The 26,564-nt window shown below is 73.4% G+C and carries 26 protein-coding genes; 16 read left to right on the forward strand and 10 right to left on the reverse strand.

Going from position 1 to position 26,564, the window contains the following annotated elements; genetic code table 11:
• The first annotated feature begins 108 nt into the window (after nt 1–108).
• Both IEZ24_RS01480 and IEZ24_RS01485 read left to right on the forward strand, forming a co-directional pair.
• Entirely contained in the window at nt 109–2,376 is a 2,268-nt protein-coding gene (locus IEZ24_RS01480) for a hypothetical protein (protein ID WP_165356129.1), read from the forward strand.
• Entirely contained in the window at nt 2,373–3,131 is a 759-nt protein-coding gene (locus IEZ24_RS01485; protein ID WP_129455939.1) for a hypothetical protein, read from the forward strand. Before IEZ24_RS01480 ends, IEZ24_RS01485 begins: the two co-directional genes overlap by 4 nt.
• A gap of 7 nt (nt 3,132–3,138) precedes the next feature.
• Here IEZ24_RS01485 and nagA read toward each other — a convergent pair whose 3' ends face one another.
• From nagA to IEZ24_RS01500, 3 genes are read right to left on the reverse strand one after another with little or no spacing between them, the layout of a single operon-like run.
• Nucleotides 3,139–4,269, reverse strand: a complete 1,131-nt coding sequence (nagA, locus tag IEZ24_RS01490; protein WP_129455940.1) for an N-acetylglucosamine-6-phosphate deacetylase — start codon at nt 4,267–4,269, stop codon at nt 3,139–3,141.
• A 2-nt stretch (nt 4,270–4,271) separates the two neighbouring features.
• Nucleotides 4,272–5,543, reverse strand: a complete 1,272-nt coding sequence (locus IEZ24_RS01495; RefSeq protein ID WP_129455941.1) for a PTS transporter subunit EIIC — start codon at nt 5,541–5,543, stop codon at nt 4,272–4,274.
• Nucleotides 5,543–6,310, reverse strand: a complete 768-nt coding sequence (locus IEZ24_RS01500; protein WP_129455942.1) for a GntR family transcriptional regulator — start codon at nt 6,308–6,310, stop codon at nt 5,543–5,545. Before IEZ24_RS01500 ends, IEZ24_RS01495 begins: the two co-directional genes overlap by 1 nt.
• Before the next feature lie 94 nt (nt 6,311–6,404).
• Between IEZ24_RS01500 and IEZ24_RS01505 the strand changes: the two genes are divergently transcribed.
• From IEZ24_RS01505 to IEZ24_RS01520, 4 genes are read left to right on the forward strand one after another with little or no spacing between them, the layout of a single operon-like run.
• The gene (locus IEZ24_RS01505) at nt 6,405–7,457 is read left to right on the forward strand and encodes an SIS domain-containing protein (RefSeq protein ID WP_224744652.1); all 1,053 of its coding nucleotides are present in this window, start codon (nt 6,405–6,407) and stop codon (nt 7,455–7,457) included.
• Nucleotides 7,458–7,473: 16 nt separating this feature from the next.
• A complete protein-coding gene (locus IEZ24_RS01510; RefSeq protein WP_056908300.1) occupies nt 7,474–7,707 on the forward strand; it encodes a glucose PTS transporter subunit EIIB in 234 nt (77 codons plus the stop codon).
• Nucleotides 7,704–8,174 carry a PTS sugar transporter subunit IIA gene (locus IEZ24_RS01515; RefSeq protein WP_242498543.1) on the forward strand — a complete coding sequence of 157 codons (471 nt, stop codon included), beginning with the start codon at nt 7,704–7,706 and terminating at the stop codon, nt 8,172–8,174. Before IEZ24_RS01510 ends, IEZ24_RS01515 begins: the two co-directional genes overlap by 4 nt.
• A complete protein-coding gene (locus IEZ24_RS01520) occupies nt 8,171–8,809 on the forward strand; it encodes an HAD family hydrolase (RefSeq protein WP_129455943.1) in 639 nt (212 codons plus the stop codon). The genes IEZ24_RS01515 and IEZ24_RS01520 overlap by 4 nt, the downstream gene beginning before the upstream one ends.
• A 22-nt stretch (nt 8,810–8,831) precedes the next feature.
• Here the strand turns inward: IEZ24_RS01520 and IEZ24_RS01525 are convergent, their stop codons facing one another.
• On the reverse strand, nt 8,832–9,821 hold the full coding sequence (locus IEZ24_RS01525) for a YihY/virulence factor BrkB family protein (protein ID WP_129455944.1): 990 nt from the start codon (nt 9,819–9,821) through the stop codon (nt 8,832–8,834).
• Nucleotides 9,822–10,160: 339 nt separating this feature from the next.
• Here IEZ24_RS01525 and IEZ24_RS01530 point away from each other — a divergent pair, with 339 nt between their 5' ends.
• Genes IEZ24_RS01530 through IEZ24_RS01550 form a run of 5 tightly spaced genes read left to right on the forward strand, consistent with a single transcriptional unit; the run spans nt 10,161 to nt 15,207 of the window.
• A complete protein-coding gene (locus IEZ24_RS01530) occupies nt 10,161–10,676 on the forward strand; it encodes a SigE family RNA polymerase sigma factor (RefSeq protein ID WP_129455945.1) in 516 nt (171 codons plus the stop codon).
• On the forward strand, nt 10,673–11,929 hold the full coding sequence (locus IEZ24_RS01535; protein WP_129455946.1) for a hypothetical protein: 1,257 nt from the start codon (nt 10,673–10,675) through the stop codon (nt 11,927–11,929). The genes IEZ24_RS01530 and IEZ24_RS01535 overlap by 4 nt, the downstream gene beginning before the upstream one ends.
• Nucleotides 11,926–13,008 (forward strand): hypothetical protein, encoded by a 1,083-nt coding sequence (locus IEZ24_RS01540; RefSeq protein WP_129455947.1) that lies wholly within the window; start codon nt 11,926–11,928, stop codon nt 13,006–13,008. The genes IEZ24_RS01535 and IEZ24_RS01540 overlap by 4 nt, the downstream gene beginning before the upstream one ends.
• A 59-nt stretch (nt 13,009–13,067) precedes the next feature.
• Entirely contained in the window at nt 13,068–14,231 is a 1,164-nt protein-coding gene (locus IEZ24_RS01545) for a phosphatase PAP2 family protein (protein ID WP_129455948.1), read from the forward strand.
• Nucleotides 14,232–14,283: 52 nt separating this feature from the next.
• A complete protein-coding gene (locus IEZ24_RS01550) occupies nt 14,284–15,207 on the forward strand; it encodes a DUF1353 domain-containing protein (protein ID WP_129455949.1) in 924 nt (307 codons plus the stop codon).
• Here IEZ24_RS01550 and IEZ24_RS01555 read toward each other — a convergent pair.
• Together IEZ24_RS01555 and trhA are read right to left on the reverse strand one after the other, a co-directional pair.
• Nucleotides 15,194–15,601: a hypothetical protein gene (locus IEZ24_RS01555; RefSeq protein WP_129455950.1), complete on the reverse strand. Its 408-nt coding sequence runs from the start codon at nt 15,599–15,601 to the stop codon at nt 15,194–15,196. The genes IEZ24_RS01550 and IEZ24_RS01555 overlap by 14 nt on opposite strands.
• Before the next feature lie 101 nt (nt 15,602–15,702).
• Complete coding sequence (gene trhA / locus IEZ24_RS01560; protein WP_191192796.1) at nt 15,703–16,443, reverse strand: PAQR family membrane homeostasis protein TrhA; 741 nt, start codon at nt 16,441–16,443, stop codon at nt 15,703–15,705.
• A gap of 80 nt (nt 16,444–16,523) precedes the next feature.
• On the opposite strand from trhA, the gene IEZ24_RS01565 reads away from it, so the two are divergent.
• From IEZ24_RS01565 to IEZ24_RS01575, 3 genes are all read left to right on the forward strand, one after another.
• Complete coding sequence (locus tag IEZ24_RS01565) at nt 16,524–17,303, forward strand: isoprenyl transferase (RefSeq protein WP_129455951.1); 780 nt, start codon at nt 16,524–16,526, stop codon at nt 17,301–17,303.
• A gap of 220 nt (nt 17,304–17,523) precedes the next feature.
• Nucleotides 17,524–18,846, forward strand: coding sequence for a PhoH family protein (locus IEZ24_RS01570; RefSeq protein WP_129455952.1), 1,323 nt, complete (start codon nt 17,524–17,526; stop codon nt 18,844–18,846).
• A 286-nt stretch (nt 18,847–19,132) separates the two neighbouring features.
• A complete protein-coding gene (locus IEZ24_RS01575; RefSeq protein ID WP_165356130.1) occupies nt 19,133–19,816 on the forward strand; it encodes an aggregation-promoting factor C-terminal-like domain-containing protein in 684 nt (227 codons plus the stop codon).
• Nucleotides 19,817–20,020: 204 nt separating this feature from the next.
• On the opposite strand, the gene IEZ24_RS01580 is transcribed toward IEZ24_RS01575, so the two are convergent.
• From IEZ24_RS01580 to IEZ24_RS01590, 3 genes are all read right to left on the reverse strand, one after another.
• Entirely contained in the window at nt 20,021–20,788 is a 768-nt protein-coding gene (locus IEZ24_RS01580; RefSeq protein WP_224744653.1) for a DUF4396 domain-containing protein, read from the reverse strand.
• Between the two features lie 183 nt (nt 20,789–20,971).
• On the reverse strand, nt 20,972–22,354 hold the full coding sequence (locus IEZ24_RS01585; protein ID WP_129455953.1) for a class II fumarate hydratase: 1,383 nt from the start codon (nt 22,352–22,354) through the stop codon (nt 20,972–20,974).
• A 107-nt stretch (nt 22,355–22,461) separates the two neighbouring features.
• Nucleotides 22,462–22,779, reverse strand: a complete 318-nt coding sequence (locus tag IEZ24_RS01590; protein WP_129455954.1) for a hypothetical protein — start codon at nt 22,777–22,779, stop codon at nt 22,462–22,464.
• Nucleotides 22,780–22,999: 220 nt separating this feature from the next.
• On the opposite strand from IEZ24_RS01590, the gene IEZ24_RS01595 reads away from it, so the two are divergent.
• A complete protein-coding gene (locus tag IEZ24_RS01595; protein ID WP_129455955.1) occupies nt 23,000–24,895 on the forward strand; it encodes a penicillin-binding transpeptidase domain-containing protein in 1,896 nt (631 codons plus the stop codon).
• A 10-nt stretch (nt 24,896–24,905) separates the two neighbouring features.
• Here IEZ24_RS01595 and IEZ24_RS01600 read toward each other — a convergent pair whose 3' ends face one another.
• Nucleotides 24,906–25,589 carry a spermidine synthase gene (locus tag IEZ24_RS01600; protein ID WP_242498544.1) on the reverse strand — a complete coding sequence of 228 codons (684 nt, stop codon included), beginning with the start codon at nt 25,587–25,589 and terminating at the stop codon, nt 24,906–24,908.
• A 103-nt stretch (nt 25,590–25,692) separates the two neighbouring features.
• Here IEZ24_RS01600 and IEZ24_RS01605 point away from each other — a divergent pair, with 103 nt between their 5' ends.
• Nucleotides 25,693–26,562 (forward strand): MerR family transcriptional regulator, encoded by an 870-nt coding sequence (locus IEZ24_RS01605; RefSeq protein ID WP_129455956.1) that lies wholly within the window; start codon nt 25,693–25,695, stop codon nt 26,560–26,562.
• The last annotated feature ends 2 nt before the right edge of the window (nt 26,563–26,564 follow it).

Raw genomic sequence — 26,564 nt, forward strand, 5'->3', positions numbered from 1 at the left:
CAGCGCCGGCGAGTCACGCAGGAGTCACGCAGGCGGGCGCACAGTGCCGCGCGGGGGACGGCCGTCCCCCGTCGTCGGCTCGCCCGCGGGGCGGGAGGGAGGCTCGCCATGACGCACCACGACAGAGCAACGGGGACCTGCGGGTGCCAGGACCAGCCGGCCCTGGTCTTCGACGAGCAGGGCGACCTCGTCGAGGACGTGTCCGTGCTGGGGCCGCCGCCGACCACGATCCCGCACGCGCCACTGCCGTCGCTCGGGCTCCGGCGACCGTGCACCGCGGCCCGGCTCAACGGGTCGTGGCTGCTGCAGGTCCGTCCGCTCGTCCCGGCGTTCCCGATGAGCGAGGTCCGCGGACCGATGCGGATCGAGGTCGGCCCCTCGTCCCTGCGCATCAGCGGCGACGTGTACGTACGGCGCAGCGGCGTCATCGGTCCGGTCGTCACGCACCCGATCGGCGTTCCCGTCCGGGCCGGCGGCGACCATGTCTTCGACGACGACCGCGATGAGGACTTCGACCAGGAGCTCGGCGAGGACCGGGGCGGCGTGCTCTTCCCGCCCCTGCGCTGGTACCCGCAGCTGCCGAAGAACGAGTACAGCTGGTACTTCCGCTCCACCGGCGTCACCTGGTCGGGGGGCGAGCTGTCCTTCTCGTTCGTGCGGCACCTCTGGGACCGGACCACGCAGGACTTCGTGTCCACCGACACCGGGCGGATGACGCTGCGCTGCCACCAGCCGCTGCTCGAGCCGATCTTCCGTCCCGCCACCATGCAGGGCACGGCGACCATCGGCCGGCGCCGGTATGCGCTGACGGCCACCAAGACCTCCACCTTCTACCGCGGGTGCCGCGTCGAGGTCGACGCGATGACCGGGCGCGCCTGGCCGGCCTCTGCCACGACGGCGGGTGGTGTGACGTCGACCTTCCGCAACATCTACGCCTCCGCGGGCTGGGACACCCCGACCACGCTCGACGAGGTCGACGTGCCCGACGACGCATCGCTGACCAACGCCGAGCTGCAAACCCTGATCAGCACCCATCAGGGCTCGGCCACCGCCGACCAGTGGCGGCTGTGGCTGCTCGTCGGCTCGGCGCAGGGGACGACCTTCGGCGTCATGTTCGACCAGGACGCGGTCCCGCGCGAGGGTGCGGTCGGCTTCGCCGACGCCACCTTGTCGGACTCGCCGATCATCGAGGCCGGTGCCCGCAACCGCCCGCTCGACGAGGTGCCCGCGGCCTTCCTGCGCACCCTCGTCCACGAGGCCGGCCACGCGTTCAACCTGTTCCACCCCAAGCACGACGTCCACGTCCCGGGGGTGGGCACCGAGATCATGAACCAGACCGGTGACGTGATGGGGTTCGCCACCGCGGCCAACCCCTATCCGGGCAACGCGACCTTCGCGTTCAGCTCGCACGACCGGACCTCGCTCATCCACTCGCCGGACCCGCAGGTGCGCCCCGGCTGGAAGGGCTTCGGCTGGGGCCACGGCAGCCTGTCGGCAGGCCTCCCGGAGCCGACCGACGCCGAGGGCCTGGTCGCCCAGGACGACGCCGCCGACCTGACGCTCGAGCTGCGGCTGCCCGACGAGGTCTTCGTCGGCCAGTACGTCACCGCGGAGGTCGTCCTCACCAACACCGGCGACGAGGCGCGCGAGGTGAGCTCGCGGCTGAACCTCTCCGAGGGCGACCTGCGGCTGCTGCACGCCCTGCCCGGCGGGGACGTGGAGCAGGTCCGTGACGTCGTGCTCGCCTGCGGCCCACCGCAGAGCACGGTGCTGCAGCCCGGCGAGTCGATCACCTCGCACGTGCAGGTCTTCTTCACCAGCGAGGGCGTCACGTTCGACGTCCCCGGCCGGCACCTCGTACGGGCGGAGTTCGACGCGCTCGGCTGGGCGGCCGTACGCAGCCAGCGGGTCGCGGTGCAGGTGCGGATGGCCGGCACGGAGGAGGAGCGCGGTGTCGCCGCGGTCACCCTGGACCCCGGTGTGGGCGCGGCGTTCGCGCTCGGGGACTTCGGTCGCGACGAGGCCGTGAAGGCCGGGCTCGCGACCGTCGCCGAGGCCCATCCGGAGTCCGACACCGGCGGGGCGGCGGCGCTCGTCCTCGCCAACTCGCTCGCCCGGACGCACCAGGACTACCGGACCGGTGAGACCCGGGCCGCCAGCGCCACCGAGGCCAAGCACTTCATGGACCTGGCCGCCCAGGGCCGTACGGCCCTGGAGCTCGTGACGCTCGCGACGACGGTGCCCAGCCCGATCGAACGTGAGGCACCCGTCGTGGCCGACGCGCTGGCCAGGGCCCGACGCGCCCGCAAGCCCAAGGCCGACCTGGCCCTCGCGGAGGAGCGGGCCGCGGACTTCGTGGCACCATCGGGACGGTGACCGGACTGACGCTCACCCTCGAGGCTCCCGCCGAGGTCCCGCTCGACGAGGCGCTCGTCGTCGTGGTGCGCCTGCGGAACGACGGGGCCGAGCCGGTCGCGACGAGCAGCCGGCTCGACCTGGCCGAGGACGACCTGTCGGTGTGGGTGGGTCGCGAAGGTGCGGACCGGGTCCGCGCCGAGTGGCCGTGGCCGGTCGACTCCGCACGGCGGGAGGTGACCCTGGCGCCCGGTGAGGAGCTCGTGGGGTCCGCCCTGCTGCTGGCGCCGGCCGCGCGGCTCTTCCCCCAGCCCGGCGACTACTCGGTCGTGGCCACGTTCGCGCCCCGGCCCGACACGGAGGTCGCGTCGGTGCCGGTGGCGGTGCGCCGCGTGGAGGCGTTCGACGAGGCGGCCCGCGCGCGCCGGCGGGCGCTGGAGGACCCCGAGGTCGTGCAGAGCATCTGCTCCCTGAGCGTCATGGGCACGGCCGCCGAGGGTCTCGACCTGCTCGCCGGGCCCGGCGGTGCTCCGGTGGCCCGCCTCCTGTCGACCACGGTCACGACCACGACGGCCGACCTCCGCGCGGCGATCGACGATGCGGTCGCCGCGACCGGCGCCGTGACGGTGGCCGCGGCGCTGGCGTCGGTCCTGCCGCCGGGGTTGTTCCCCGGCGACGAGCGGCTGGCCGTCGCCGCCGACGTCGTCGCTGACGCCGACTCCGGGGACGCCACCGCGGCGGCGCTGCTGTCGGGCGCCGCCACGATCCACGGCTGAGGGGCGATCACCGGCCGAGCCAGGCCCCCTCGCGCATCACGCGGACGACCTCGAGCCGGTCGTCGAGCACGACGAGGTCGGCGCGGCGACCTGCCTCGATCGCGCCCACGTCGGTCAGCCCCCACGCGGCGGCGGGAGTGGTGCTGGCGGCGTGCACGACGTCGAGGAGGGGGAGTCGCGCGGTGCGTACGGCGAAGCTGACCGCCGCGTCCATCGTGAGCGTCGAGCCGGCGATCGCGCCGCCGCCGCTGCCGTCCGCGAGCCGGGCGACGCCGTCGCGGACCTCGATGGCCATCGGGCCGAGGCGGTAGTCGCCGTCGGGCGCGCCCGCGGCGGCCATCGCGTCGGTGACGAGGATGCAGCGTCCGGGCTTGGCGGCGAAGACGGTGCGGAGCACGGCCGGGTGCAGGTGCACGCCGTCGGCGATGAGCTCGACGTCGACGGGCGCGTCGAGCAGGGCGCCGACGGGGCCGGGGTCGCGGTGGTGGAGCGGCCGCATGGCGTTGAAGAGGTGGGTGCCGAGGCGGGCGCCCGCGTCGATCGCCGCCCGCGCCTCGTCGTACGTCGCGTCGGTGTGCCCGATCGCGACCAGCACGCCGGCGTCGTCGAGGCGGCGTACGGCGTCGAGGCCGCCCGGCAGCTCGGGGGCGAGGGTGACCATCCGGACGGCGCCGCTGCCGGCGGTCAGCAGCGCCTCGATCGCGGCCGGTGCGGGGTGGGTGAGCGCGCCGGGCTGGTGGGCGCCCGAGCGCCGCGGGCTCAGCCACGGCCCCTCGAGGTGGATCCCGGCGAGCCGCCCGTCATCGACCAGGAGCGCCAGCTCGCGCACGGCGTCGGCCATCCGGTCGGGGGTGTCGGTGACCAGGCTGGCGGCCATCGACGTGGTGCCGTGGGCGAGGTGGGCGGCGGCCGCGACGTCCGCTGCGTCGGCCGTGCCGGTGTCGAAGGAGGCCCCGCCGCCACCGTGCACGTGGAGGTCGACGAAGCCGGGGGTCACCGTGACGGAGCCGAGGTCGACGTCGGCGGGGCGGGGCGGGGCACCCTCTCCGACCTCCACGATGCGGTCGCCGTCGAGGAGCAGCCACCCCGGCGCGAGGATCCGCGCCGGGGTGACCACCTGTGCTGCCGTGAGGATCACGTTCAGGCCTTGTTGTCCTGCTCGAGGAGCGAGCCGCCGTCGGCCGTGTCGGTGTCGTCCTCGCGACCGGGCGTCCGGAGGTTCCACTTGCGGATCACGAACCGGAACAGGAAGTAGTAGACGGCCGCGTAGGCCAGGCCGATCGGGATGATCAGCAGCGGCTTGGTCGCGATGTTGAAGTTGAGCACGTAGTCGAACAACCCGGCCGAGAAGCCGAAGCCGTCCTTGATCCCGAGGGCGTTGGTCAGCGCCATCGACGAGCCCGTCAGCAGGGCGTGGATGACGTAGAGCGGGAACGCGACGAACATGAACGCGAACTCGAGCGGCTCGGTGACGCCGGTGAGGAAGGCGGTCAGCGCGGCGGAGAGCATGATGCCGCCGACGAGCTTCTTGTTCTCCGGGCGTGCCTCGTGCCAGATCGCCAGCGCCGCCGCGGGGAGGGCGAACATCATGATCGGGAAGAAGCCGGTCATGAAGGCGCCGGCCGTCGGGTCGCCGGCGAGGAAGCGGCCGATGTCACCGTGGTAGACCTGCCCGTCGGCCGCGGTGTACTCACCGAAGATGAACCACGGCGGGTTGTTGAGGATGTGGTGCAGGCCCAGCGGGATCAGCAGCCGGTTGAGGGTGCCGTAGACGAAGCCGCCGAGGATCGCGTTGTCGGTGACCCACTCGCCGAGGCCGGTGATGCCGGCGTCGAAGGCGGGGTACACGAAGCTCATCAGCACCGAGATCACCAGCATGGCGAACGCGGTGATGATCGGGACGAAGCGGCGTCCGCCGAAGAAGGCGAGGTAGGGCGGCAGCGAGATCCGGTGGTAGCGCTGCCAGAGCCAGGCGCTGACCAGGCCGGTGACGATGCCGCCGAGGACGCCGTAGTTGATGAGCTCCTGCTCGGCGTCGCCCTCGGGCGCGCCCAGGATCACCGGGGACATCGCGTCGCCGACGCCCTGGAAGACGAGGTAGCCGACGACCGCGGCCAGCGCGGTCGAGCCGTCGGACTTCCGGGCCATGCCGATCGCGATGCCCACCGCGAACAGGAGCGGCAGGTTGGCGAAGAGCGCGTTGCCTGCCGCGCCGATCACGGCCGCGACGTCGTCCCAGCCGAGCCCGTCGGCGCCGAGCAGGTCGGGCTGCCCGAGTCGCAGCAGCAGCGCTGCGACGGGGAGGGCGGCGATCGGGAGCATCAGGCTGCGCCCGAACTTCTGGACCGGCGCGAGGTTGAGCCTGCGCTTGTCCGTGGTGGTGCCGCCCGCGGCGGCGTCCTGCGTGGTCATCAGGATCGATCCCTTCTGGTGGTGCTGGGTTTCCCGGTGGCACCCGTGGCGGCGCCGAGGTTCATGTGGACCTGGTAGCGGTCGCCGCGGTAGCGCGAGACGACGTGCTCGACAGGTCGGCCGGCCGCGCTCGAGACGCGGCGGAAGACGAGGAGGGGGGTGTGCACGGGGGCCTCGAGCCGGCGCGCGGTGGCGCCCTCGGCGGCCTCGCCCCACAGGGTCTGCTCGGCGGCGTCGATGACCAGGCCGTACTGGTCGGCGAAGAGCGTGTAGAGAGATCCGGAGAGGTCCGCGGTGTCGAGGCCGGGCAGGAGCGAGCACGGGTACCACCCCTGCTCGATCGCCATCGGCTGTCCGTCGGCGAGGCGTACGCGGTCGATGCGCCAGGCCGTGCCGCGCGCGCCCAGGCGGAGCGTACGGACGACGTCGGCCGGCGGACGCTCCTCGTCGACGCGCATCAGCCGGGTCGAGGGCGTCAGCCCGCGGCGGCGCATGTCCTCGGAGAACGACGCCAGGTGCAGGTGGCTCTCGACACGGGGCCGGGCGACGAAGGTGCCCTTGCCCTGGATGCGCTGCAGCAGCCCGTCGGCGACCAGGCCGTCGATCGCCTTGCGGACCGTGGCGCGGGAGACGTCGTACGTCGCCATCAGCTCGCGCTCCGACGGGATGGCCGTGCCCGGACCGAGGTCGCGGGTCGCCAGCTCGGACAGTGCGTCGCTGAGCTGCGCGTGCTTGGGCCGGGGGCCGTCGTCGATCCTGCGGACCATCTCACCTCTCGACTCTGTGTCGATCCATTGGTACGGTCTGGTACGTACCAGTTGGGAGCATGGCTCCCGCGCACCGACCTTGTCAAGGACTCGCATGACCAGTTCCACTGCTTCCACTGCCACCCGGATGGCCTCCGAGATCGCCGAGCAGCCCGAGGCGGCCCGCCGCACCCTCGAGCACCTGGTGCCCGAGCAGGCCCGGCTGCGCGAGGTCTTCGCAGGGCGCCGTCGCGTGCTCCTCGTGGCGCGCGGCTCCAGCGACAACGCCGCGATCTACGGCCGCTACCTGCTCGAGGTCTCGGCCGGCGTCCCCGCCGCCCTGGCCGCGCCCAGTGTCGCGACGCACTACCGCGCACGGCTCGACCTCTCCGACTCCCTCGTGGTCTCGGTGTCGCAGTCGGGTGCCACGGCAGAGATCGTCGAGACCCAGGAGTGGGCCCGCGCGTGCGGCGCGGCGACGGTCGCGGTCACCAACGTGGCCGGGTCGCCGCTGGCCGACGCCGCCGACGTGGCGCTCGTGACGCAGGCGGGCCCCGAGGTCGCGGTGCCCGCCACCAAGACGTACCTCACCCAGCTGGTCGCGCTCGCTGTCCTGGCCGACGCGCTCGGCCCCGAGTCGTCGCTCGCGGGCGACCTCGCCCGGGTGCCGGACGTCGTGGCGGGGCTGCTCGACGCCGACGTGTCCACCGCGGCCGAGGCGCTCGCCGGCGCCGACGACGTGGTCGTGTCGGGGCGCGGGCTGCTGCTCGGGACGGCGCTGGAGACGGCGCTCAAGATGGAGGAGACCTGCCTGCGCCCGGTGCGCGGCTACTCGTACGCCGACCTGCGCCACGGCCCGATCTCGGTGGTCGGCGAGGGGCTGCTGGCCGTGCTGGTCGCCTCGGCGAGCGGACCGCTCGCCGAGCCGATGGCCGACCTCGTGCGGGACCTCCAGGAGCGCGGTGCCCGCGTGCTCGGCATCGGCGGCACCGCGGACTTCGGCGGGCTCTGCGACCTGCACCTCGCCGGCCCCGACCTGCCCGAGACGGTCGAGCCGATCGCCTCGATCGTCCCGTCGCAGATGATGATCGAGCAGATGGCCCGACGGCTCGGGCTCGACCCCGACAACCCCCGCGGACTCCACAAGGTCACCCAGACCGACCGCTGACACGAGAGGAAACACCATGAGCAGCAAGGCAGAGCAGATCCTGGCCGGCCTCGGCGGCGCCGACAACGTCGTCGAGATCGAGGCCTGCATCACCCGTCTCCGCACCGAGGTCAAGGACGGCTCGCTGGTCGACCAGGCCGCCCTCAAGGCCGCCGGCGCCCACGGCGTGATGGCGAGCGGCACCGTCGTCCAGGTCGTCGTCGGCCCCGAGGCCGACAACCTCGCCGACGACATCGAGGACCTGATGTGACCCCTCCTTCCCAGCAGGTCCTGGCCCCCTGCCCGGGGCGCGTCGTCGCGATGGCCGACGTGCCCGACCCGGTCTTCGCCGAGGAGATGGTCGGCCCCGGCGTCGCCATCGAGCCCGCCCCGGGCCCGACGACCGTCGTGGCGCCCATCGCCGGCACGGTCCTCAAGGTGCTGCCGCACGCGTTCGTGGTGCTCGGGGACGGCGTGGGGGTGCTGGTCCACCTCGGCATCAACACCGTCCGCCTCGAGGGCGAGGGCTTCGAGGTGCTCGCCACCCAGGGCAGCGAGGTCGCCGCCGGCGACCCGATGATCGCCTGGGACCCGGCCGCGCTGCCGGCGACCGCGGGCGGCCAGGACGTCTCCCCGGTCGTCCCGGTCGTGCTGATGGACGGTGCGAAGGGCTCGGTGACCAGCGACGCGATCGGTGGCACCGTCGCCGCCGGCGACCTGCTGTTCGCGACCCCATGACCGGGGTGGCGGCCTTCCTCCTCGACCTCGACGGCACCCTCGTCGACTCCGAGCCCCTGCACCGCGCGTCCTACGTCGCGTGGTTCGACCACCGGGGCTGGGAGCTGCCGGACCTCGGCATCTTCACCGGCCGGCGTGCCGAGGACGTCTTCGTCGCCGAGCCCGGCCCCTGGTCCGGGCTCGACCCGAGCGCGCTGGCCCGCGAGGTGGTCGCGTTCGTGCCCGACGACCCGCCCGCGGCGGTGCCGGGCGCGCGCGAGCTCCTCGTCGCGGCCCGCTCGGCGGGCGTACGCCTCGCGATCGTCACCTCCGCCGGCCCCGACTGGGTGGAGCGCTCCCTCGCGGCGCTGTCGCTGCCGCTCGACGCGGTCGACCTCGTCGTCACCGCCCGCGACGTCGCCGACGGCAAGCCGCACCCGGCCGGCTACTGCCTCGCGTGCGAGCGGCTCGACGTCGACGCGGCGCACACGGTCGCCGCGGAGGACTCACCGGCGGGGGTGCGCGCGGCCCTCGGCGCGGGCGTACGACGCGTGCACGGCATCCGTACGACGCACGCGGCCGAGCAGCTGAGCGCCGCCGGTGCGGTCGAGGTGCACGACGACCTCCGCCCGCTCCTGGCGCTGCTGCCGTCGTGATGGGTGAACCGGCGCGAGCCGGTCAGCCCGTGGCCTGGTCGCCCACCGTACGGGCGTGCGGGCGTCCCGGGTCGTCGAGCGCCGGGGTGGTGTCGCCGGCGCGCAGCGCCTCGAGCTGCGCGCACACGGCCGTGCCGTAGAAGAACGCGATCGACGACAGCAGGGCCCACAGCAGCAGGGCGAACACGCCGGCGAGCGGGCCGTACACGCTGCCGAACGACCCGCTCAGCGACACGTACGCCGCCAGCCCGGCGGTGGCGACGGCGTTGAGCACGACCGCGATGCCCGAGCCGAGGGCGAGCCAGGACAGCGCGGGCTGACGGCGCCGCGGGGCGTGGTCGAGCAGGACGGCGATGGCGAACACCAGCAGCCCGATGCCGAGCGGCCAGCGCAGCACGTTCCACCAGAGGACGGAGCGCTCGGACCAGCCGTAGTTCTCGGCCATCGCCTCGCCGAGGGCGAGCCCGCCGACGATCATCACGAACCCGACGCCGACCGGCACGGCGAGCACGGCCGTCAGGACCGCGGCGCGGCCGTACTTGTGGAGCGCCTTGCGGTCGCGCCGGATGCCGTAGATACGGTTGGCGCCGCGCTCCACCTGGGCCATGGCGGTCGTCATCGACAGGAGCGCGAAGCCCAGGCCGAAGAAGAGCGCCACCTCCCCGGCGAGCTCGGACGTGTCGGAGTCGTCGATCGCCGAGGCGAGCGCGTCGCCGTCCCCGGAGCCGGGGGAGAGGGAGTCGACCACGTGCGCGACGACGGCTGCCGGACGCTCCTCGTCGAGGTCGGAGGCCAGCCCGGTCAGGGCGAGCATGAAGGGGACGACGGCGAGGCAGGCCTGGAGCGCGAGCGCCCGCGAGTTGGTGAAGCCGTCGCCGTAGCGGAACCGGACGAACGACTCCACCGCGATCTTCTTCAGCCCGTGCTCCCGCGCGAGGTGCCAGGCGTCGAGCGCGTCGAGCTCGTCACCGTCCATCTCCGTGGTGACGGGCACGGTCCGCGCGGTGGTCATGGGCGCACACTAGGCCTCCTCGCGTGGAGGTCAGGACGCTGCCCGGGCGCACGACGTAGGCAGCTCGTCCGTGAGCGCGCCCGCCTGAGCGTGGGCAGACCGCTCGGTGGCGCGAACTGCCTGCTGGAGAGCTGGTGGGGAGGGGACGCCGCCAGGCCCCAGGGCGTCGCCGGCCGCCGGGGAGGTCTAGACATCCGGGCCCGAGCGCGCCACCGAGGCGCTCGCGCAGGCGGGCGGCCGGAGAATTTGCAGGACTGTCGTCGTACGGACCCAACCCTCGTCCCGCCCACCGGCATTCAATCGGTGTCGGAGGAGAGCGGTGGGCCGGAGGGAGGCGAGATGCGACCCGACGAGGAGGAGCGCTTCGCCGACTTCGTGCGTGCGCACAGCGCCACGCTGTTCCGTACGGCCTACCTGATGACAGGCGACTACCAGCGCGCCGAGGACGTCCTGCAGGACTCCCTGGTGAGGATCTGCCAGCGCTGGTCACGCATCGACCAGATGGCCTCGCCGCTCGCGTATGCCCGCAAGGTGGTGGTGAACCGGGCGGCGTCGTGGTGGCGCACGAAGTCCTCGCGCGAGACCCCGATGCAGCTGCACCACGATCCTGCGTGGGGCGGCCACCTCGACGAGGTCGTGGAGCACCAGCGGGTCTGGCAGGCGGTGCTCGCCCTGCCGCCTCGGCAACGCGCTGTCATGGTGCTGCGCTACTACGAGGACCTGACCGAGGCGCAGATCGCCGAGACCCTCGGCGTGGCGACCGGCACTGTGAAGAGCCACAGTCACGCGGCCCACCGTCGCCTGCTCGAGGTCCTGGGCGAACCGGCCCTTCCCAGCGAGGGGGCGACGCCATGAGCATCGACCAGATCCTCGGCGACGCGGCACGCGGGCTGGCCGCGGACCTCGTGCCCCCCGAGGTGGACCTGGGCGCCGTGCACCGCGGTGCGCGAGCCCGGCGGCGGCGTACGCAGGCGGTGGTCGCCGCCGCGGTCCTGGCCACGGTCACGACGGGTGCCCTGCTCGTGGACGGCAGGCCCGACAGCACCCCGCAGCCCGTCGTGCCGGTGCCGACGCCGACGAGCACTCCGACCCCCACCCCGACCCCCACCCCGGCGAAGGACGAGGAGACGGCGTGGACCCCGGACGCGCAGTCCGCGCGGGACGTGGTGCTCGACGAGCGTGCCAGGGCGAGCGCCACCGGGGTCGCGGCCGGTGCCCCCGACACCCGCCTGGCGATCTGGGCCGCCGGAGGGCGCACGGGTGTCGCCGTGACCACGGACGCCTACCGGACCACGACCTACGTCTCGGTCCCGGGGCTGCAGGTGGGTTCCCACCAGGTCCTCAGCCCGCGTGACGACCTGTTCCTCCTCTCGCACGTCAACCACACCGACGAGTGGCTGGTCGGTGCCGACGGCACGGTGCGCAGCGTCGACCGGGTCCGTGGCGAGGTCCTCCCCCAGGACGAGCGCCTCTGGTTCCAGTGCGCCGTCGGTGGAGGTTGGCGGTCCACGTGGTGCGCCCTCGACCCGGACTCCGCCACGGCGTACGTCTGGCCGGACGCGTGGGACGGCTCGGCGGTGCACCCGGGCAGCGGGGCGACGCCGTGGGGGGCCAACCCCGAGCCCCGCTCCGTGGGAGGGACAGGGCGCCTCGAGGTCTGGTGGGGGAGCGGTGACGAGCGAGAGGTGCGCACACTCGCCACCGCGCAGTTCGGTGACTACGTCCTGGACTGTCCCGCCGACGTGATGGCGTTGTGGTCCGTCTCCGGGCCCGGCGAGGGCGTGGACATCCACTCGAGCAGCGACGGCGGCGCCACCTGGCAGGTGACGTCGTACGCCGCCCCGACCGCGGACCAGTGGTGGAAGGTGCGGTGCGCACCGGACGGGTCGTTCGTCGCCGTCGACAGTGAGCGGGGAACGGTGCTGTGGCGGGCAGCGCGTGGCGACGCCGCCTTCCGGCAGGTGCTCGCCGCGCCGGGGGTGGCCGCCTCGATCGGCGGCGCCGACGTCAGGACCGTGGACGGACGCGTGGTCGCGAGCGGCGAGGGCGTCGCGGCGATCTCCGAGGACGCGGGATCGACCTGGACCAGAGTGGAGGACTGGCGATGAGACGAGTGCCCCTGGCGGTGGGCGTGGTGGTGGCGCTGGCGCTGGCGGGCTGCGCCGAGGATCCGGCGACCGACCCGACACCCCCACCGGCGCCCGCGGAGTCTGCCTCCGACGCCGCCGGGACCTCGCCGGCCTTCGAGCCGGGGAGCGCCGCCCCTGTCTGGTGGGACGCAGACGGCCTCCACCGCGGCGACCTGGTCGAACCGACCGCGGTCCCGCTGAGGACCACAGAGGCCACCATCGGTGGCGCGGCGACCAGGCACCTGGCGCTGGTGCGCACGGGCGCGCTCTACCGCGACCACCGCGACGGGCGAGTCTGGTTCCACCCGTGGGGCTCCCCGCCGCGCGTGGTCGGCAGGAGCACCGCCGCGGGGCCGGGTGGGGACCCGGAGGGCGACACCGCGGCCTGGTTCGACGGAGACGAGCTCGTCGTCTACGACACAGTGCGTGACGAGGTGCTCTCGCGCACGCGGGAGCCGGTCGCCGTGAGCGACCGGGCGGAGTACGTCGAGCACGTCGGCCACGGGAACGGCTGGGTCCACGTGTCGCCGACGCAGGTGGTGTGGCGCTACGGCGGCGACGCGTCCTACGCGGTGGCTCGGCGCGACCTCGTCGCGGGGGCCTCGCAGTCGCCGTGGCGACCGCGGCCGTCGGCCGGGGCAGCCCGACGCTTCGTCGACCTGAGCAACCACACCGCCGTGTGGGTGGCCGGGCGCGCGCACGAAGGACTCGGCACCTTCGCCTACGACAGCGACGAGACGGAGGGCACCACGGCCATCGACGCGGTGCTCGAGTACCCGGGCCGACTGAGCCCGGACGGCTGGTGGCTGCTGACGGCGGAGCTCGACGACGGTGCCCACGGGGTCGCGTTCACCGACCTGCGCTCGGGCGAGACGTGGAAACCCTTCGACGAGGCCACCTACGCCTTCTTCTCCTGGGCCTATGGCGACGTCGCCGTCATGCGCACGCAGCGCCAGGTCGGCGACGGGCCCTGGCTGCTGACCAGCTGCTCGGCGTCGACCCGGTCGTGCGTCGAGCTTCCCACCGCGGGCGACGTCGTCGTCCTGCCGAACCCCTAGCGCCACCACCGCCGTCTCTCGGGATCTCGGACCCCATCCGCACGACAGAGGAGATCCACATGTACCGCATCCATCGTTGCCTCTCGGGCCTGACCACCGCGGTGGTCGCCGCAGGACTCATCGCCGCTCCGGGCGTGCCCGGCGCCGTGGCGGTCGCCCCCACCCCCGCCGAGGTCGCGCTCGACTGGCAGGGAGCCGCCCTCACGACCGTGCCGTTCTCGCCGGCACAGGGGCTCTACCTCTCGTTCACCAGCACGGCGGTGGACCGGGCGGCTCGCAAGAGCCTCAGGACGGCGGGCTCCTCGGAGGTGGCCGCCGTCGCCCGCGCGGCGCACGACGTGCTGGTGGAGTACTTCCCCGGGTCGGCCGGCGCCCTCGGGGCGAGGCTCGCGGCCACCCTCGCCGAGGTTCCCGACGGTCCCGCCGAGGACCGGGGTTCCCGGATCGGAGCGGACGCGGCGGCGGCGGTCATCGAGTCGCGTGAGGGAGACGGTCGGGGCGATGCCTCCATCGTCTACACCGCGAAGCCCGGCGTCGGCGTGTGGGTCGACCCGCGGCCCATGGCGACGGCCTGGTACGGCTTCGTCGACCGCGTCGACGGTGGACGCCCCGTCGTCGTCGACGGTCCCGACCCGGTCGGCAGCGCCGCCTACCGCGCCGACCTGGCCGAGGCCCGGGACGACGGTCGTGCCGGCGCGGACCCCGTCAAGGCGGCGACGGCGACGTTCTTCAACGTCCCGGCCTTCGCGCTCTACCGCAATGCCCTGATCGCGCACCTGCGCGCACACCCGCTCGGCCTGGCCGAGGTCACGGACCTGTTCGCCGACCTCGACCGAGCCACCGCCGAGGGCATGCGGCAGACGTGGCGGCACAAGTTCGACGAGGGCTTCTGGCGACCGGGTGCGGCACTCACCTCCGACGACGGGGATCCGCTCACCGAGCCGGTGCCGGGATGGACCCCGGTGCTGCCCGTGCCGCCGTACCCGGACTACCCCAGCGGCCACGGGACGCTGACCGGCGCGTTCGCCGAGACGGTGCGGTGCCACCTCGGTGACATCCCGTTGACGTTGAACGGGGCCGGTGCTCCCCGCACGTACGCCAGCCTGGCGACGCTCGAGCAGGACGCCTTCATGTCGCGCATCTGGGGAGGCATCCACTTCCGCGACGCCATGGACGACGCCTACCTGATCGGCCACACGGTCGCCAGGCACGCGTGCGGCTGAGTGCACGGGACGCGCTGGCCGGGTGTCGGTCGGCGCCGCCAGACTGGGACCCATGACGGCTCGGGAGCACATGACGCAGGTGGAGCAGCAGTCCCGCCGCTTCTACGACGGCGGGACGTTGCCCACCGCGGCCGGTCCGGGTGAGCCGCCCGACCCCGGCTCCGATCCGCGCATCGTGCTGGAGCGCCACGCGGAGGAGGACGTCGAGCTGTTCGAGCTCGAGCGGCGCATCGCCTACCTCGACCGCCACCTCGGCGAGCTGCTGGTCCCCGCCGACGCCGACTTCCGCACCGACCTGACGTCCGTGCCGGCGCTGTTCACCTGGCTGGTGCCCAAGACCGGCGCGCACCTGCCGGCCGCGCTGCTCCACGACGCGCTGGTGGCCGGTCGGCGCGACCCCACCTCCTACGTCTCGACCGAGGGGCACGAGGTCGACCGGGTGGAGGCGGACCGGGTCTTCCGCGACGCGATGGCCGACACCGGCACCGGGGTGGTCCGGCGCTGGATCGTGTGGACCGCGGTGACGGTCGCGACGATCTTCGTCGGGCGGTCGGTGCCGTGGACGCGGGCGCGGCACTGGTCCTACCGGATCGCCGCCGGTGTCACGATCGCCTCGATCGTCTACCTCGGCTACAGCGCCACCAGCGACCTGTTCGACCGCTCGTGGGCCGGTGCGGTCGACGTGCCCTGGATGGGCGACCGGCCGTGGTGGGCCGAGGTGGCTGGCGGGTTCGCCGGCGCCGTCGTGCTGCCGCTCGCGCTCAGCCTGCTCTGGGGGCGGTTGCGGATGGCGGGGGCGATCGCCGGGGTGATGCTCGCCGTGCTGCTCCACGTCACGGTCGGGCTGGCGCTCATCGGAGCCACGTACGTCCTGCTCGAGCGCCTGGCCCGGCGCTCGTCGCTCGCGGCGTGGGCCGTCGCAGGCGTGGTGGTGGTCGGTTCGCTGGTGGTCTTCGCCGTGCTCAGCCTCGCCTGACGCCGATCTCCGCCAGCCAGCGCGCGGCGAAGGTGTCGCGCGGCAGGTCCTGCGTGACGAGGTCGAACCCCGCCCGGCCCGCGACGACGACCAGGCCCAGGGCGACGGCGGTCACCACCATCCCGTTGGCGTTGCGCGGGAACCGGCTCGGCACCGTCCGGACGCGGTGCCAGCCGCCGACGAGGCCCGACGTCACGATCGCCGACACGACGCTGGCGACGGCGGCGCCGATGACGGTGCCGAGGAGGTCGAGCCGGCTGATCAGGATCGCCGACGTCGCCGCGGCCGTGGCGCCCGCGACGAGCTGCGGGAGGCTGAGGTCGAGGAGGGGCTGGCGGTCGGGCCGGTCTGGCTGGTCGGGCTGGTCGGGTCGGTGCGTGGGGGAGTCAGTCATCTCACGGTGGGGGTGGGGGACAGGGCTTCCCCCGTACGACGCCCCGGCCGGGCCGATCGTTTCCGATCGTGAGCGACCTCACCCGCTCGATGGCGCAGGGGTCAGCGCAGGGAGTACGTCGCGAGCGAGACCCCGACGTAGTGCGCGGCGAACGCCAGCACCGTGAACGAGTGGAAGACCTCGTGGAACCCGAACCACCGCGGCGACGGGTTGGGGCGCTTGAGCCCGTAGACGACACCGCCGAGGGTGTAGAGGATCCCGCCGACCGCCACCAGCACGAGCGTCGCGATCGCGACCCCGCTGCTGAACTTGTCGGCGCCCTCCATGAACTGGGGGATGAAGAAGACGGCCGCCCAGCCGAGGGCGATGTACATCGGGGTGTAGAGCCAGCGCGGCGCGTCGGTCCAGAACACCCGGAACAGCACACCGCCGATCGCCGCGCCCCAGACGACGACCAGCAGGGTCGTACGGGCCGAGCCGTCCAGGAAGAGCAGCGCGTAGGGCGTGTAGGTGCCGGCGATCAGCACGAAGATGTTGGCGTGGTCGAAGCGGCGCAGGAACGCCCAGGTGCGCGGCGACCACGTGCCGCGGTGGTAGATCGCGGACACGGTGAAGACCAGGAGCGCCGACAGCGCGAAGGCCGCGGAGCCGATGCGGGTGGAGGCCGTCGGGGACATCGCCACCAGCACGATGCCGGCCGCGAGCGCGAGCGGGGCGGTCGCGGCGTGCAGCCAGCCGCGCAGGTGCGGCTTGACCTCGGCCATCTTGTCGGCCATCACCTCGCCCGCGCGCTCCACGGCGTGCTCGACGCGGTCGCGCGGGGTGATGCCGTCGTTGTCCATGAGGCGAAATTACCCGCCCGGGGGTGAGGCGCGCACTCGCCGGCGCCGAGTGACCGGTCACACGGCGTTACGATCGGTCGGTGGTCAACGTGAAGGACGCCGTACGACGGGTGCTCTACCCGGCCTACGAGTCCCGGGTGGTGAAGCGCCTGCCCCACGACCAGATCCCCCAGCACGTCGGCGTGATGCTCGACGGCAACCGTCGCTGGGCCAAGGCGGTCGGCCTCAACACCGCCGAGGGATACCAGGCCGGTGCCGACAACATCCGACCGCTCCTCGGCTGGTGCGAGGAGGTCGGCGTCAAGGTGGTCACCCTGTGGCTGCTCTCGAGCGACAACCTCACCAACCGCCCGCCCGAGCAGCTCACCGGGCTGCTGACCATCATCGAGGGCGCGGTGGAGTCGCTCGCCGAGGCCGGTCGCTGGCGGATCCACCCCGTGGGCGCGCTGGACCTGCTCCCGACCGGGACCGCCGAGCGGCTCAAGGCGGCCGAGGAGGCCACGCGCGACATCGACGGCCTGCTCGTCAACGTCGCGGTCGGCTACGGCGGGCGTCGCGAGATCGCCGACGCCGTGCGCGCGCTGCTCGCCGACCACGCGACCAGGGGCACGTCGCTGGAGGAGCTCGCCGACATCATCGACGTCGAGCACATCGCCGAGCACCTCTACACCAAGGGCCAGCCGGACCCCGACCTCGTGATCCGCACCTCGGGCGAGCAGCGCCTCGGCGGGTTCCTGCTGTGGCAGTCGGCCAACTCGGAGTTCTACTTCTGCGAGGCGCTGTGGCCCGACTTCCGCCGCGTCGACTTCCTGCGCGCGATCCGGGCGTACGCCCAGCGCGAGCGCCGCTTCGGCGGCTGAGCGGGCGTCGGGCAGACGTCATCCGCCTGTCACCTCGCGTTCGGGCGTGTCGCCCCGGATCGGGGTCGTGCCGGGCGTACTTTCGCCCGTATCGGCAGGTGGGGAAGCCTGCTGAACCGGGAGGCAGTCCTTGAGCACTCAGATGGGAGCTCTCCGGTCCGTTGAATGACATCGGGCCGGGCGAGGAGTGCGCGCGCCGACCCGCAGCAAGGGGTTAGTCGTGGCCAGCAAGTCCTCTTCGCCCAGCACCACCGCCCGTCGCACGTACGTCCTGGACACCAGCGTGCTCCTCGCCGATCCGGGCGCGCTGACCCGCTTCGCCGAGCACGAGGTCGTCCTCCCCGTGGTGGTGATCACCGAGCTCGAGGGCAAGCGCCACCACCCCGAGCTCGGCTACTTCGCCCGCACCGCGCTGCGCTCGCTCGACGACCTCCGCGTCGTCCACGGCCGCCTCGACGAGCCCGTGGGCATCGGCACGGAGGGTGGCACCCTGCGGGTCGAGCTCAACCACACCGACGCCGAGTCGTTGCCGTCGGGCTTCCGCCTCGGGGACAACGACACCCGGATCCTCGCCGTCGCCCGCAACCTGGCCAACGAGGGCCACGTGGTCACGCTGGTCTCCAAGGACCTGCCCCTGCGGATCAAGGCCTCCGCGGTCGGCCTCGACGCCCAGGAGTACCGCGCGGAGGCGATCAGCGACTCCGGCTACACCGGCATGACCGAGCTCGAGGTGCCCGCCACCGACATCGACGAGCTCTACGAGGACGGTGTCGTCGACCTCGCCGAGGCGCGCGACCTGCCGTGCCACAACGGGCTCGTCCTGCTCTCCGAGCGTGGGACCGCGCTCGGGCGGGTCGGTGCCGACAAGCGGGTCCACCTCGTGCGCGGTGACCGCGACGCCTTCGGCGTGCACGGCCGCTCGGCCGAGCAGCGGGTCGCGCTGGAGATGCTGCTCGACCCCGAGGTCGGCATCGTCTCGCTCGGCGGGCGCGCCGGCACCGGCAAGTCGGCGATGGCGCTGTGTGCCGGTCTCGAGGCGGTGATGGAGCGCCGCCAGCACAAGAAGGTCGTCGTCTTCCGCCCGCTCTTCGCCGTCGGCGGCCAGGAGCTCGGCTACCTCCCCGGCTCGGAGAACGAGAAGATGTCGCCCTGGGCCCAGGCGGTCTTCGACACCCTCGGCGCCCTCACCGGCAAGGACGTCATCGACGAGGTGATGGACCGCGGCATGCTCGAGGTGCTGCCGCTGACCCACATCCGCGGACGCTCCCTGCACGACGCCTTCGTGATCGTCGACGAGGCCCAGTCCCTGGAGCGCAACGTGCTCCTGACCGTCCTGTCGCGGATCGGCGCCAACTCCAAGGTGGTGCTCACCCACGACGTCGCCCAGCGCGACAACCTGCGAGTGGGCCGCCACGACGGCATCGTCGCCGTGGTCGAGAAGCTCAAGGGCCACCCGCTCTTCGCCCACGTCACCCTCACCCGCTCCGAGCGCTCGCCCATCGCGGCGCTGGTCACCGAGATGCTGGAGGACGTCACGCTCTGACACCCGGCGCGCCGGGTGGCGAGCGTCACCCGGCGTGACTGTCGGGGCGTACGGGGTCGGTGTGCAGCGTGTGACGCAAGGGACAGCGGCAATTGTGGAGTTCGGTTTGCATGGGTCCCGGGGCTCATGCAAGGTGGCCCGTGACCGTTTCGTGATCTTGGTCGTCGGCAGGACGCAGGGAACCCTGCACCGCCCCGTCCCGCCGGGCCCTGGTCGGCTGTCACCGCACGCTCCCTCCGTACGACCCGGCGTGCACATTCTCTGTCGTCAACCCCCCTGAGCCCCTGTGTCGAAGCCTGACAAGTACGTCCCGAAGCACCGCGCCCCCGGCAAGCACAAGGCCGCGCGCGTGCCCCGCCGAGCCCTCCGCACGAGCGTCGCCCTCACCGGGCTCGCGGCCGCCGCGACGGGCGTGAGCGTCACCGGCGGCCTGATCTCGCAGGACCCCGACGCGCTGACCCCCGCGGCCGCGGACGTGGCCGCCACGGCTCCCGCCGAGACGGGCGGGGCGGCCGAGGCGTCGGCCGCCGAGCCGACGATGGACGCAGCCGCGCTCGAGGAGCGGGCCGGCCGGCAGGTCGCCTCGCGCTCGGGCCGGCGTACGGACGCCGCCAAGGCCGCGGCGCTCGAGATGACCGGAGGCTCGGGCGTCACGAGGTCGGAGAAGCTCTCCGAGGGCGACCCCCGCGACATCGCCCGCGTGCTGCTCCCGGCCTACGGCTTCTCGTCCGACCAGTTCTCCTGCCTCGACTCGCTCTACGTCAGCGAGTCCGACTGGCGCGTGGACGCCGACAACCCGACGTCCTCGGCCTACGGCATCCCGCAGGCCCTGACCCAGCTGCACGACCTGCCGGCGGACTACATGACGTCGGCCGAGTCGCAGATCCGGTGGGGGCTGGAGTACATCCAGGACACCTACGGCACTCCGTGCAGCGCCTGGAGCTTCAAGCAGGGCAACGGCTGGTACTGATCCCGTCCGGCGTCGGCCCCTTGAGCCCGACCCCGGAGCTGGACCACTGGTCCAACCGATCGTCCTAGTGCGACCCGATTCGGCTGCGGCGCTTGGTGCCGGACGGTCAGGATGCGCCTGAGTGATCAGCGGCGCAGCTCGTACGTCCCTACGCGAGCCGCCCGCTCACGACGCTGGGCCAACCGGGGGGTTGGGGAGAGGTGGTCAGCTCGACCGCAGGAGGGCGAGCTGACCACTGCCCGTGCCCGTGTCCGTGCCTGTCTCCGGGGCCGGGTGATCCGGGGCCAGGGCGTGTCCGGTCGTGGAGGACGCGCCGAGCTCGTCGGCGATCGAGACGACCAGGCCGCCGAGCATGAAGGCGGTGATGGCCGCGACCAGCGCCGAGGTCGTCAGGGCCGGGATGAAGCGGCGCGCGCCGACCGGCTCCGCGTCCATGTAGCCATGAGTGAGCGCGTGGCCCTTGCCGCGCGCCAGCAGGTAGCGGTTGACCGGCCAGGCCGCGAAGAAGGCGGCGGTCAGCGCGAGCATCATCGAGAGCCAGAAGACCGGGTTGACGAGGCCGGCGTCCATGGCGCCCGGGATGGCGGCCATCACCAGGTTGTCGACGAGCTCCATGGTCGCGATCGAGAGCGTGTCGGCGGCGAGCACGACGGTCAGCGCCGCGCCGACGCCCAGGCCGGCGCGCAGCAGCGGCAGCGTGGAGAGGGCGTATCCGAAAAGGAACGCCAGCCCGACCGCGATGGCGATCGTCGCGAGGTTGCTGAGCCCCAGGGCGGTACCGATCATCAGGCCGAGGATCTCGCCGATCGCGCAGCCGGTGAGGCAGTGGAGGGTGGCGGAGAGCGCCATCGCGTTGGTGCCCATGTCGTGGTGCGAGGTCTGGTGCGAGGTGTGGTGCGAGGTGTGGTGCGAGTCGGGGTGCGCGTCCTGGGGCGCGGCTTGGTGCGAGGTGTGGTGCGAGGTGTGGTCCATGGGTCGGAACATACCCCTGGGGGGTATCGAGGTCAAGGGGGGCGGGGCGCTGCAGAATGTCCTCGGGCACCGCACGGCGCCGCCCGGCGGACCCGGTGGCGAGCCCAGCCGCTCTCGATGTGACTCGCGAGTTGGCGCATCCGCGCCGGCCGTCCGGCGGACGGTCCGGGTGCGGCTCGGAGGTCAGCGCCCCGTCATCGAGTCCACGTCGAGGGCGGCGTCGAGCTGCTCCTCGGTGAGGTCCCCGCGCTCGACGTAGCCCATCGCGATCACCGTGTCCCGGATGGTCGCCCCGTCAGCGAGCGCCTTCTTCGCCACCTTGGCGGCCTCCTCGTAGCCGATGTGCGCGTTGAGGGGGGTGACCACCGACGGGGAGGACTCGGCGTAGCGCCGCATCCGCTCGGTGTCGGCGGTGATGCCGTCGACGCACCGGTCCGCGAGCAGGACCGTCGACGTGGAGAGCACGTGGATCGACTCGAGGAGGGCGTGCGCCATCACGGGCATCATCACGTTGAGCTCGAAGCTGCCTGCCGCGCCGGACCAGGCGATGGTGGCGTCGTTGCCGACGACGCGGGCGCAGACCATCAGCGTCGCCTCCGGGAGCACGGGGTTGACCTTGCCCGGCATGATGCTCGACCCCGGCTGGAGGTCGGGCAGGTGGATCTCGGAGAGCCCGGTGGTCGGGCCCGACGCCATCCAGCGGAGGTCGTTGCAGACCTTGGTGAGGCCGACGGCGATCGTGCGCAGCACGCCGGACAGCTCCACGAGCGAGTCGCGGGTGCCCTGCGCCTCGAAGTGGTTGCGGGCCTCGGTGAAGGGCTGCCCGGTGCGCTCGGTCAGCGCCGCGATCGCCCGCTCGGCGAAGGCGGCCGGGGTGTTGATACCGGTGCCGACGGCCGTGCCGCCCAGCGGCAGCTCGCGCACGCGGGGGAGGACCGCCTCGAGCCGCTCGGCGCCGAGGCGGAGGGTGGCGGCGTACGCCCCCATCTCCTGCCCCAGCGTCACCGGGGTGGCGTCCATCAGGTGCGTACGCCCCGACTTCACGGCGTCGGCGAACTCCTCGGCCTTGGCCTCGAACGCGGTCGCCAGCCGGTCGAGGGCGGGGAGGAGGTCCTCGACCACGGCGAGGGTCGCCGCCACGTGGATGCTCGTCGGGAACGTGTCGTTGCTGCTCTGCGAGGCGTTCACGTGGTCGTTGGGGTGGACCTCGACCCCGGCCTGCGCGGCGAGCGTCGCGATGACCTCGTTGGCGTTCATGTTGGAGCTGGTGCCCGACCCGGTCTGGAAGACGTCGATGGGGAACTCGCCGTCGTGGGCGCCCTCCACGATGGCGTCCGCAGCGGTGACGATGGCCTGCGCCTGGTCGTGGCGCACGACGCCGAGGGCGGCGTTGGCCGTCGCGGCGGCTGCCTTGACATGGGCCAGCGCCTGGACGTGCCGGGGCTGCAGGGTCAGGCCACTGATCGGGAAGTTCTCGACCGCGCGCTGGGTCTGGGCCCGCCACAGGGCGTCGCGAGGCACCTCGACCTCGCCCATGGAGTCGTGCTCGATGCGTGTCTCGTTCACGCGCTCGACGCTACTCCTCACCCGGCGGGGCGTGACCCGGCGGACGCCCCGCCGCTCCGGGGGAGGGAGTCAGCGAGGCGTCCGGGGGAGAGGTGCTGCAGGGGAGGTCAGCACCAGGGGTAGATGAACAGGCTGTCGTCGCCGGCCCGGTGGTCGGCCAGCACGACGGAGAGGGGCAGCGGGTCGGGCAGCGACGCGACGTCGGTGCCTTCGCGGGGGGCGACGCCGTACGCCACCGCGGCGGCGATCGGCAGGCCGGACTTGGCGACCGTCGAGAACAGCCCCTCGGCCTTGAGCGTGCTGATGCCGGCGCGCATGCAGTCGGTGTCGGGCTTGGCCTGGGCCGCAGCCGGGGCGAGCACGACGGTGGCGACACCGAGCGAGAGGGCGGCGAGCGAGGTGGCGGTTCGGGTGGTGCGCTTCATGGTGATCTCCTCGTGGGGGGTCAAGGTGTGGAGTCCAATGCACCACACCGGACGGCCGCTTGTCGAGGGTTTGTCCAATGTCTGTCCCAAGTCTGTCCACCCTCTGCGACGAGAGCAGTCTTGACCCGGCGTTCAGCGACCACTACCGCGCCGAGCTCTCCTGACGCCCCCCGGCGTGGTCCCTTGGAGCGATCACCGTGGACCGGGGACCATGGGGCCCATGCGACTGCGTCTCGGGACCCGGGTCGGCACGGCGGCACTCCTGGTGGGCGTCGCGTCGGCCTGCTCCGCACTCGGCGGCGAGGACGGCGACCCCGCCGGTGACCTCGCGGACGACCTCGCCGCGGCGCTCTCGGACCACTCGCTCGGGGAGGTCCCGCTCGTCGACGAGAGCGCACGGACGGCGTTCGCCGAGCTCGTCGCCCCGCTCGACGAGGTCCCGGTCGCGGTCGACGTCGTCGACGTCACGGTGGTCGAGGAGGAGGGGCGCGCCGACGCCACCCTCGCCTGGCGCTGGGAGGTCGCGGACGGCGCGGCGTGGGAGTACGAGACCTCGGTGGCGCTGACGCAGGGCGGCGACGGGAGCACGTGGGCTGTCGCCTGGTCTCCCGACGACCTCGCCCCCGACCTGGCCGCCGGCGACAGCCTGGGCCTGCGCACGCTGACGCCGGCGCGCGGCGACATCACCGGGGCCGACGGTGCCGTCCTCGTCACCGAGCGACCGGTGCTGCGCTACGGCCTCGACAAGACCAAGGTCGAGGGACCCCAGGTGGCACGCAGCGCCCGCCGCATCGCCCGCATCCTCGACGTCGACGTGGCGTCGTACGTCTCGCGCGCGGAGGCCATGGGCGCGGAGGCCTTCGTCGAGGCCGTCGTGCTGCGCGAGGACGACGCCCGCGAGGTGCTGCCGGCCTTCCGCAAGGTCCCCGGCGCGCTGGCGGTCAACGACACGCTGCCGCTCGCCCCGACGCGCGAGTTCGCAGGCGCCCTGCTCGGCCGGGTGGGGCCGGCCACGGCCGAGATCGTCGAGGAGTCCGACGGCGCGATCGTCGCTGGCGACGAGGTGGGCCTGTCCGGGCTCCAGGCGCGCTACGACGAGCAGCTGCGGGGTGCGCCCGGCACGGCGGTGGTCGCCCGCGACGCCGACGACCGGCTGCGCACGCTCTTCGAGGCGCCGGCGACCGACGGCACGGACCTCCTCACCACCCTCGACCCGGCGCTGCAGGACAAGGCCGAGCAGGCCCTCGCCACCCTCGGTGACGGTGCGCCGGCCGCCGCGCTGGTCGCGATCAGGCCGTCGGACGGGGCCGTGCTCGCGAGCGCCAACGGCGTCGGCGCGGCAGGGGCGGACCTCGCCTCGACGGGGCAGTACGCCCCCGGGTCGACGTTCAAGGTCGTCACCTCGCTCGCCCTGCTGCGCAGCGGGATGGGCGTCGACGACGTGGTGTCCTGCCCGGCCGCGACGGTCGTCGACGGCCGGTCGTTCAAGAACTACGACGACTACCCGGCCTCCGCGGTCGGTGACATCACGCTCACCCAGGCGATCGCCCAGTCCTGCAACACCGCGTTGATCGGCAACGCCGGTCGGCTCGGCGACGGCGACCTCGCCACCGCGGCCCAGGCGCTCGGGCTGGGCACGGACCACGACCTCGGCTTCCCGGTCTACTTCGGGCAGGTGCCGCCGCCGGAGACCGAGACCGGCGCGGCGGCCGACCTGATCGGCCAGGGCACCGTCCTGGCCAGCCCGTTCGCGATGGCGACGGTCGCCGCCTCGGTCTCGGCCGGTCGCGCGGTGCTGCCGGTGCTCCTGCCGCAGCACGAGGTCCAGCAGGTCCCGCCCCGGGTGCCGCTGACCGGCGCCGAGGCCGGCACGCTGCGCGGGCTGATGCGCGCCGTGGTGACCACGGGATCGGGTCGGTTCCTCCAGGACGTGCCCGGCGAGATCGGCGCCAAGACCGGCACGGCCGAGTACGGCACCCCCGATGCCTTGGGCTCGCTGCCGACCCACGCGTGGATGATCGCGACCCGCGGCGACCTCGCGGTCGCGGTCTTCGTCGCGACCGGGGTGTCGGGGTCGCAGACCGCCGGCCCGGTGCTGGAGGCGTTCCTCCGCTGACGCCCGAGGGTCAGCGCCGGGCGAGGTAGAGGAAGTACTGCTCCGGCCGGTCCTGGAGCAGCACGTCGTGGGCCTGCTCCTCGGCCTCGCCGAACACGGCGCGCATCGCCTCGAGCAGGTCGGGCGCGGCGGCCGCCGACCACACCACCAGGACGCCTCCGGGGCCGAGGACGTCGTGGCAGCGCCGGAGGAACTGCTCCTCGTAGACCGCCTCGTTGGTCTCGTGCACGAGGTAGCCCGGGCCGTTGTCGACGTCGAGCAGCACCAGGTCGTAGGTCGACCGCGCCTCCGCGATCGCCATCGCGATGTCGGCGTTGACGACCGTGGCGCGGGTGTCGGCGAGCATCGCGGGTCCGTGGGGCACGGTGCCGTCGCGCATCCACCGCACCAGCGGCTCCTCGATCTCGACCACGACCGCCCGCTCGACCCGCGGGTCGGCGAGGACGCGCTGCAGGGTGAACCCGAGCCCGAGCCCCCCGATCAGCACGGACGCGGGCGCGTCGACCAGGGCGAGTGCCTGCGCCGCCAGCTCGATCTCGCTCGTCGTCTCGAGGGTGTCCATCACGAAGACGCCGTTGACGCGCAGCTCGAGCACGTCGGGGGCGGTGCCGGACGTACGCCGCCGCAGCACCACGTCGCCGCGCTCGGTCTCGGCCCGGGCCACCTCGGTGTGCTCCACCTCCACGCTGTCCACGCCACCATCCTGCCCACCACCACGCGCCCGACTCGCGCCCCGACACGCGCTCGGGCGCGGCTAAAGGCTCCCCACGCGCCGCTTCGGCGACTACCGTGATCAGGTGTACACCGTCGGACGGGTCGCGGAGCTGACCGGCGTGCCGAGCGGCACGCTGCGCAAGTGGGAGCAGCGCTACGGCGTGGTCGTCCCCCAGCGGTCGTCCGGCAACTACCGCCTCTACGACGACGAGGCCGTACGCCGGCTGAGCGTGATGCGCAGCCTGGTCGACGCGGGATGGTCCGCCCACGAGGCCGCTCGGCACGTGGTTGCCGACGTGGCGGCGGCGGAGTCCACGCTCGCCCGTCCGGCTGAGCCGCCCTCGGAGGACCGCTTCGAGACGATCGTGGGCTGTGCCCAGGACTTCGACGTCCCGCGGCTGGAGCAGCTGATCGCCGAGGGCTTCGCCGACATCGACGTGGTGTCGGTGGTCGACGACTGGCTGCTCCCCTCGATGGTCCACCTCGGGCGGGCCTGGCAGCGCGGCCGGGTGTCGGTGGCGGGGGAGCACTTCGTCACCGCGGCCGTGCACCGCAGGCTCGCCGAGGCGTTCCAGTCCATGCAGCCCGCGCCCAACGGCGGACCGCGCGTCGTGGTCGGCCTCGCGCGAGGAGCGCGCCACGAGCTCGGCGTCCTCGCCTTCGCGACCGTCCTGCGCTCGCGAGGCGTCGCCGTGACCTACATCGGCGGCGACCTGCCCCTCGAGGCCTGGGTCGACGTCGTCCGGCTCGTCGAGCCGGAGGCGGTGGTGCTGGCCGTGCCGACCCTCGAGGACGTGCCGGCCGTGCGGGAGGCCACGGAGGCGCTGATGCCGCTCGCCACCGTCCTGCTCGGTGGCGCCCACCAGGCCGAGGTCGACGGCCCTCGGCACCTCGGTCACCTCGCCGGTGCGGCGGCCGCCACCCTCGCGACCCAGCTGGGCGCCGTCAGCTGAGC

The sequence above is a fragment of the Nocardioides ganghwensis genome, assembly GCF_014779655.1.
Lineage (GTDB): Bacteria > Actinomycetota > Actinomycetes > Propionibacteriales > Nocardioidaceae > Nocardioides > Nocardioides ganghwensis.

Bases quoted from the DNA above. Each gene is read 5' to 3' on its own strand.
- IEZ24_RS01480 (WP_165356129.1), top strand. From the start codon at position 109: ATGACGCACCACGACAGAGCAACGGGGACCTGCGGGTGCCAGGACCAG.
- IEZ24_RS01595 (WP_129455955.1), top strand. From the start codon at position 23,000: ATGCGACTGCGTCTCGGGACCCGGGTCGGCACGGCGGCACTCCTGGTG.
- IEZ24_RS01540 (WP_129455947.1), top strand. From the start codon at position 11,926: ATGAGACGAGTGCCCCTGGCGGTGGGCGTGGTGGTGGCGCTGGCGCTG.
- IEZ24_RS01535 (WP_129455946.1), top strand. From the start codon at position 10,673: ATGAGCATCGACCAGATCCTCGGCGACGCGGCACGCGGGCTGGCCGCG.
- IEZ24_RS01525 (WP_129455944.1), bottom strand. From the start codon at position 9,821: ATGACCACCGCGCGGACCGTGCCCGTCACCACGGAGATGGACGGTGAC.
- IEZ24_RS01495 (WP_129455941.1), bottom strand. From the start codon at position 5,543: ATGACCACGCAGGACGCCGCCGCGGGCGGCACCACCACGGACAAGCGC.
- trhA (WP_191192796.1), bottom strand. From the start codon at position 16,443: ATGGACAACGACGGCATCACCCCGCGCGACCGCGTCGAGCACGCCGTG.
- IEZ24_RS01500 (WP_129455942.1), bottom strand. From the start codon at position 6,310: ATGGTCCGCAGGATCGACGACGGCCCCCGGCCCAAGCACGCGCAGCTC.
- IEZ24_RS01505 (WP_224744652.1), top strand. From the start codon at position 6,405: ATGACCAGTTCCACTGCTTCCACTGCCACCCGGATGGCCTCCGAGATC.
- IEZ24_RS01530 (WP_129455945.1), top strand. From the start codon at position 10,161: ATGCGACCCGACGAGGAGGAGCGCTTCGCCGACTTCGTGCGTGCGCAC.
- IEZ24_RS01510 (WP_056908300.1), top strand. From the start codon at position 7,474: ATGAGCAGCAAGGCAGAGCAGATCCTGGCCGGCCTCGGCGGCGCCGAC.
- IEZ24_RS01545 (WP_129455948.1), top strand. From the start codon at position 13,068: ATGTACCGCATCCATCGTTGCCTCTCGGGCCTGACCACCGCGGTGGTC.
- IEZ24_RS01580 (WP_224744653.1), bottom strand. From the start codon at position 20,788: ATGGACCACACCTCGCACCACACCTCGCACCAAGCCGCGCCCCAGGAC.
- IEZ24_RS01520 (WP_129455943.1), top strand. From the start codon at position 8,171: ATGACCGGGGTGGCGGCCTTCCTCCTCGACCTCGACGGCACCCTCGTC.
- IEZ24_RS01555 (WP_129455950.1), bottom strand. From the start codon at position 15,601: ATGACTGACTCCCCCACGCACCGACCCGACCAGCCCGACCAGCCAGAC.
- IEZ24_RS01550 (WP_129455949.1), top strand. From the start codon at position 14,284: ATGACGGCTCGGGAGCACATGACGCAGGTGGAGCAGCAGTCCCGCCGC.
- IEZ24_RS01590 (WP_129455954.1), bottom strand. From the start codon at position 22,779: ATGAAGCGCACCACCCGAACCGCCACCTCGCTCGCCGCCCTCTCGCTC.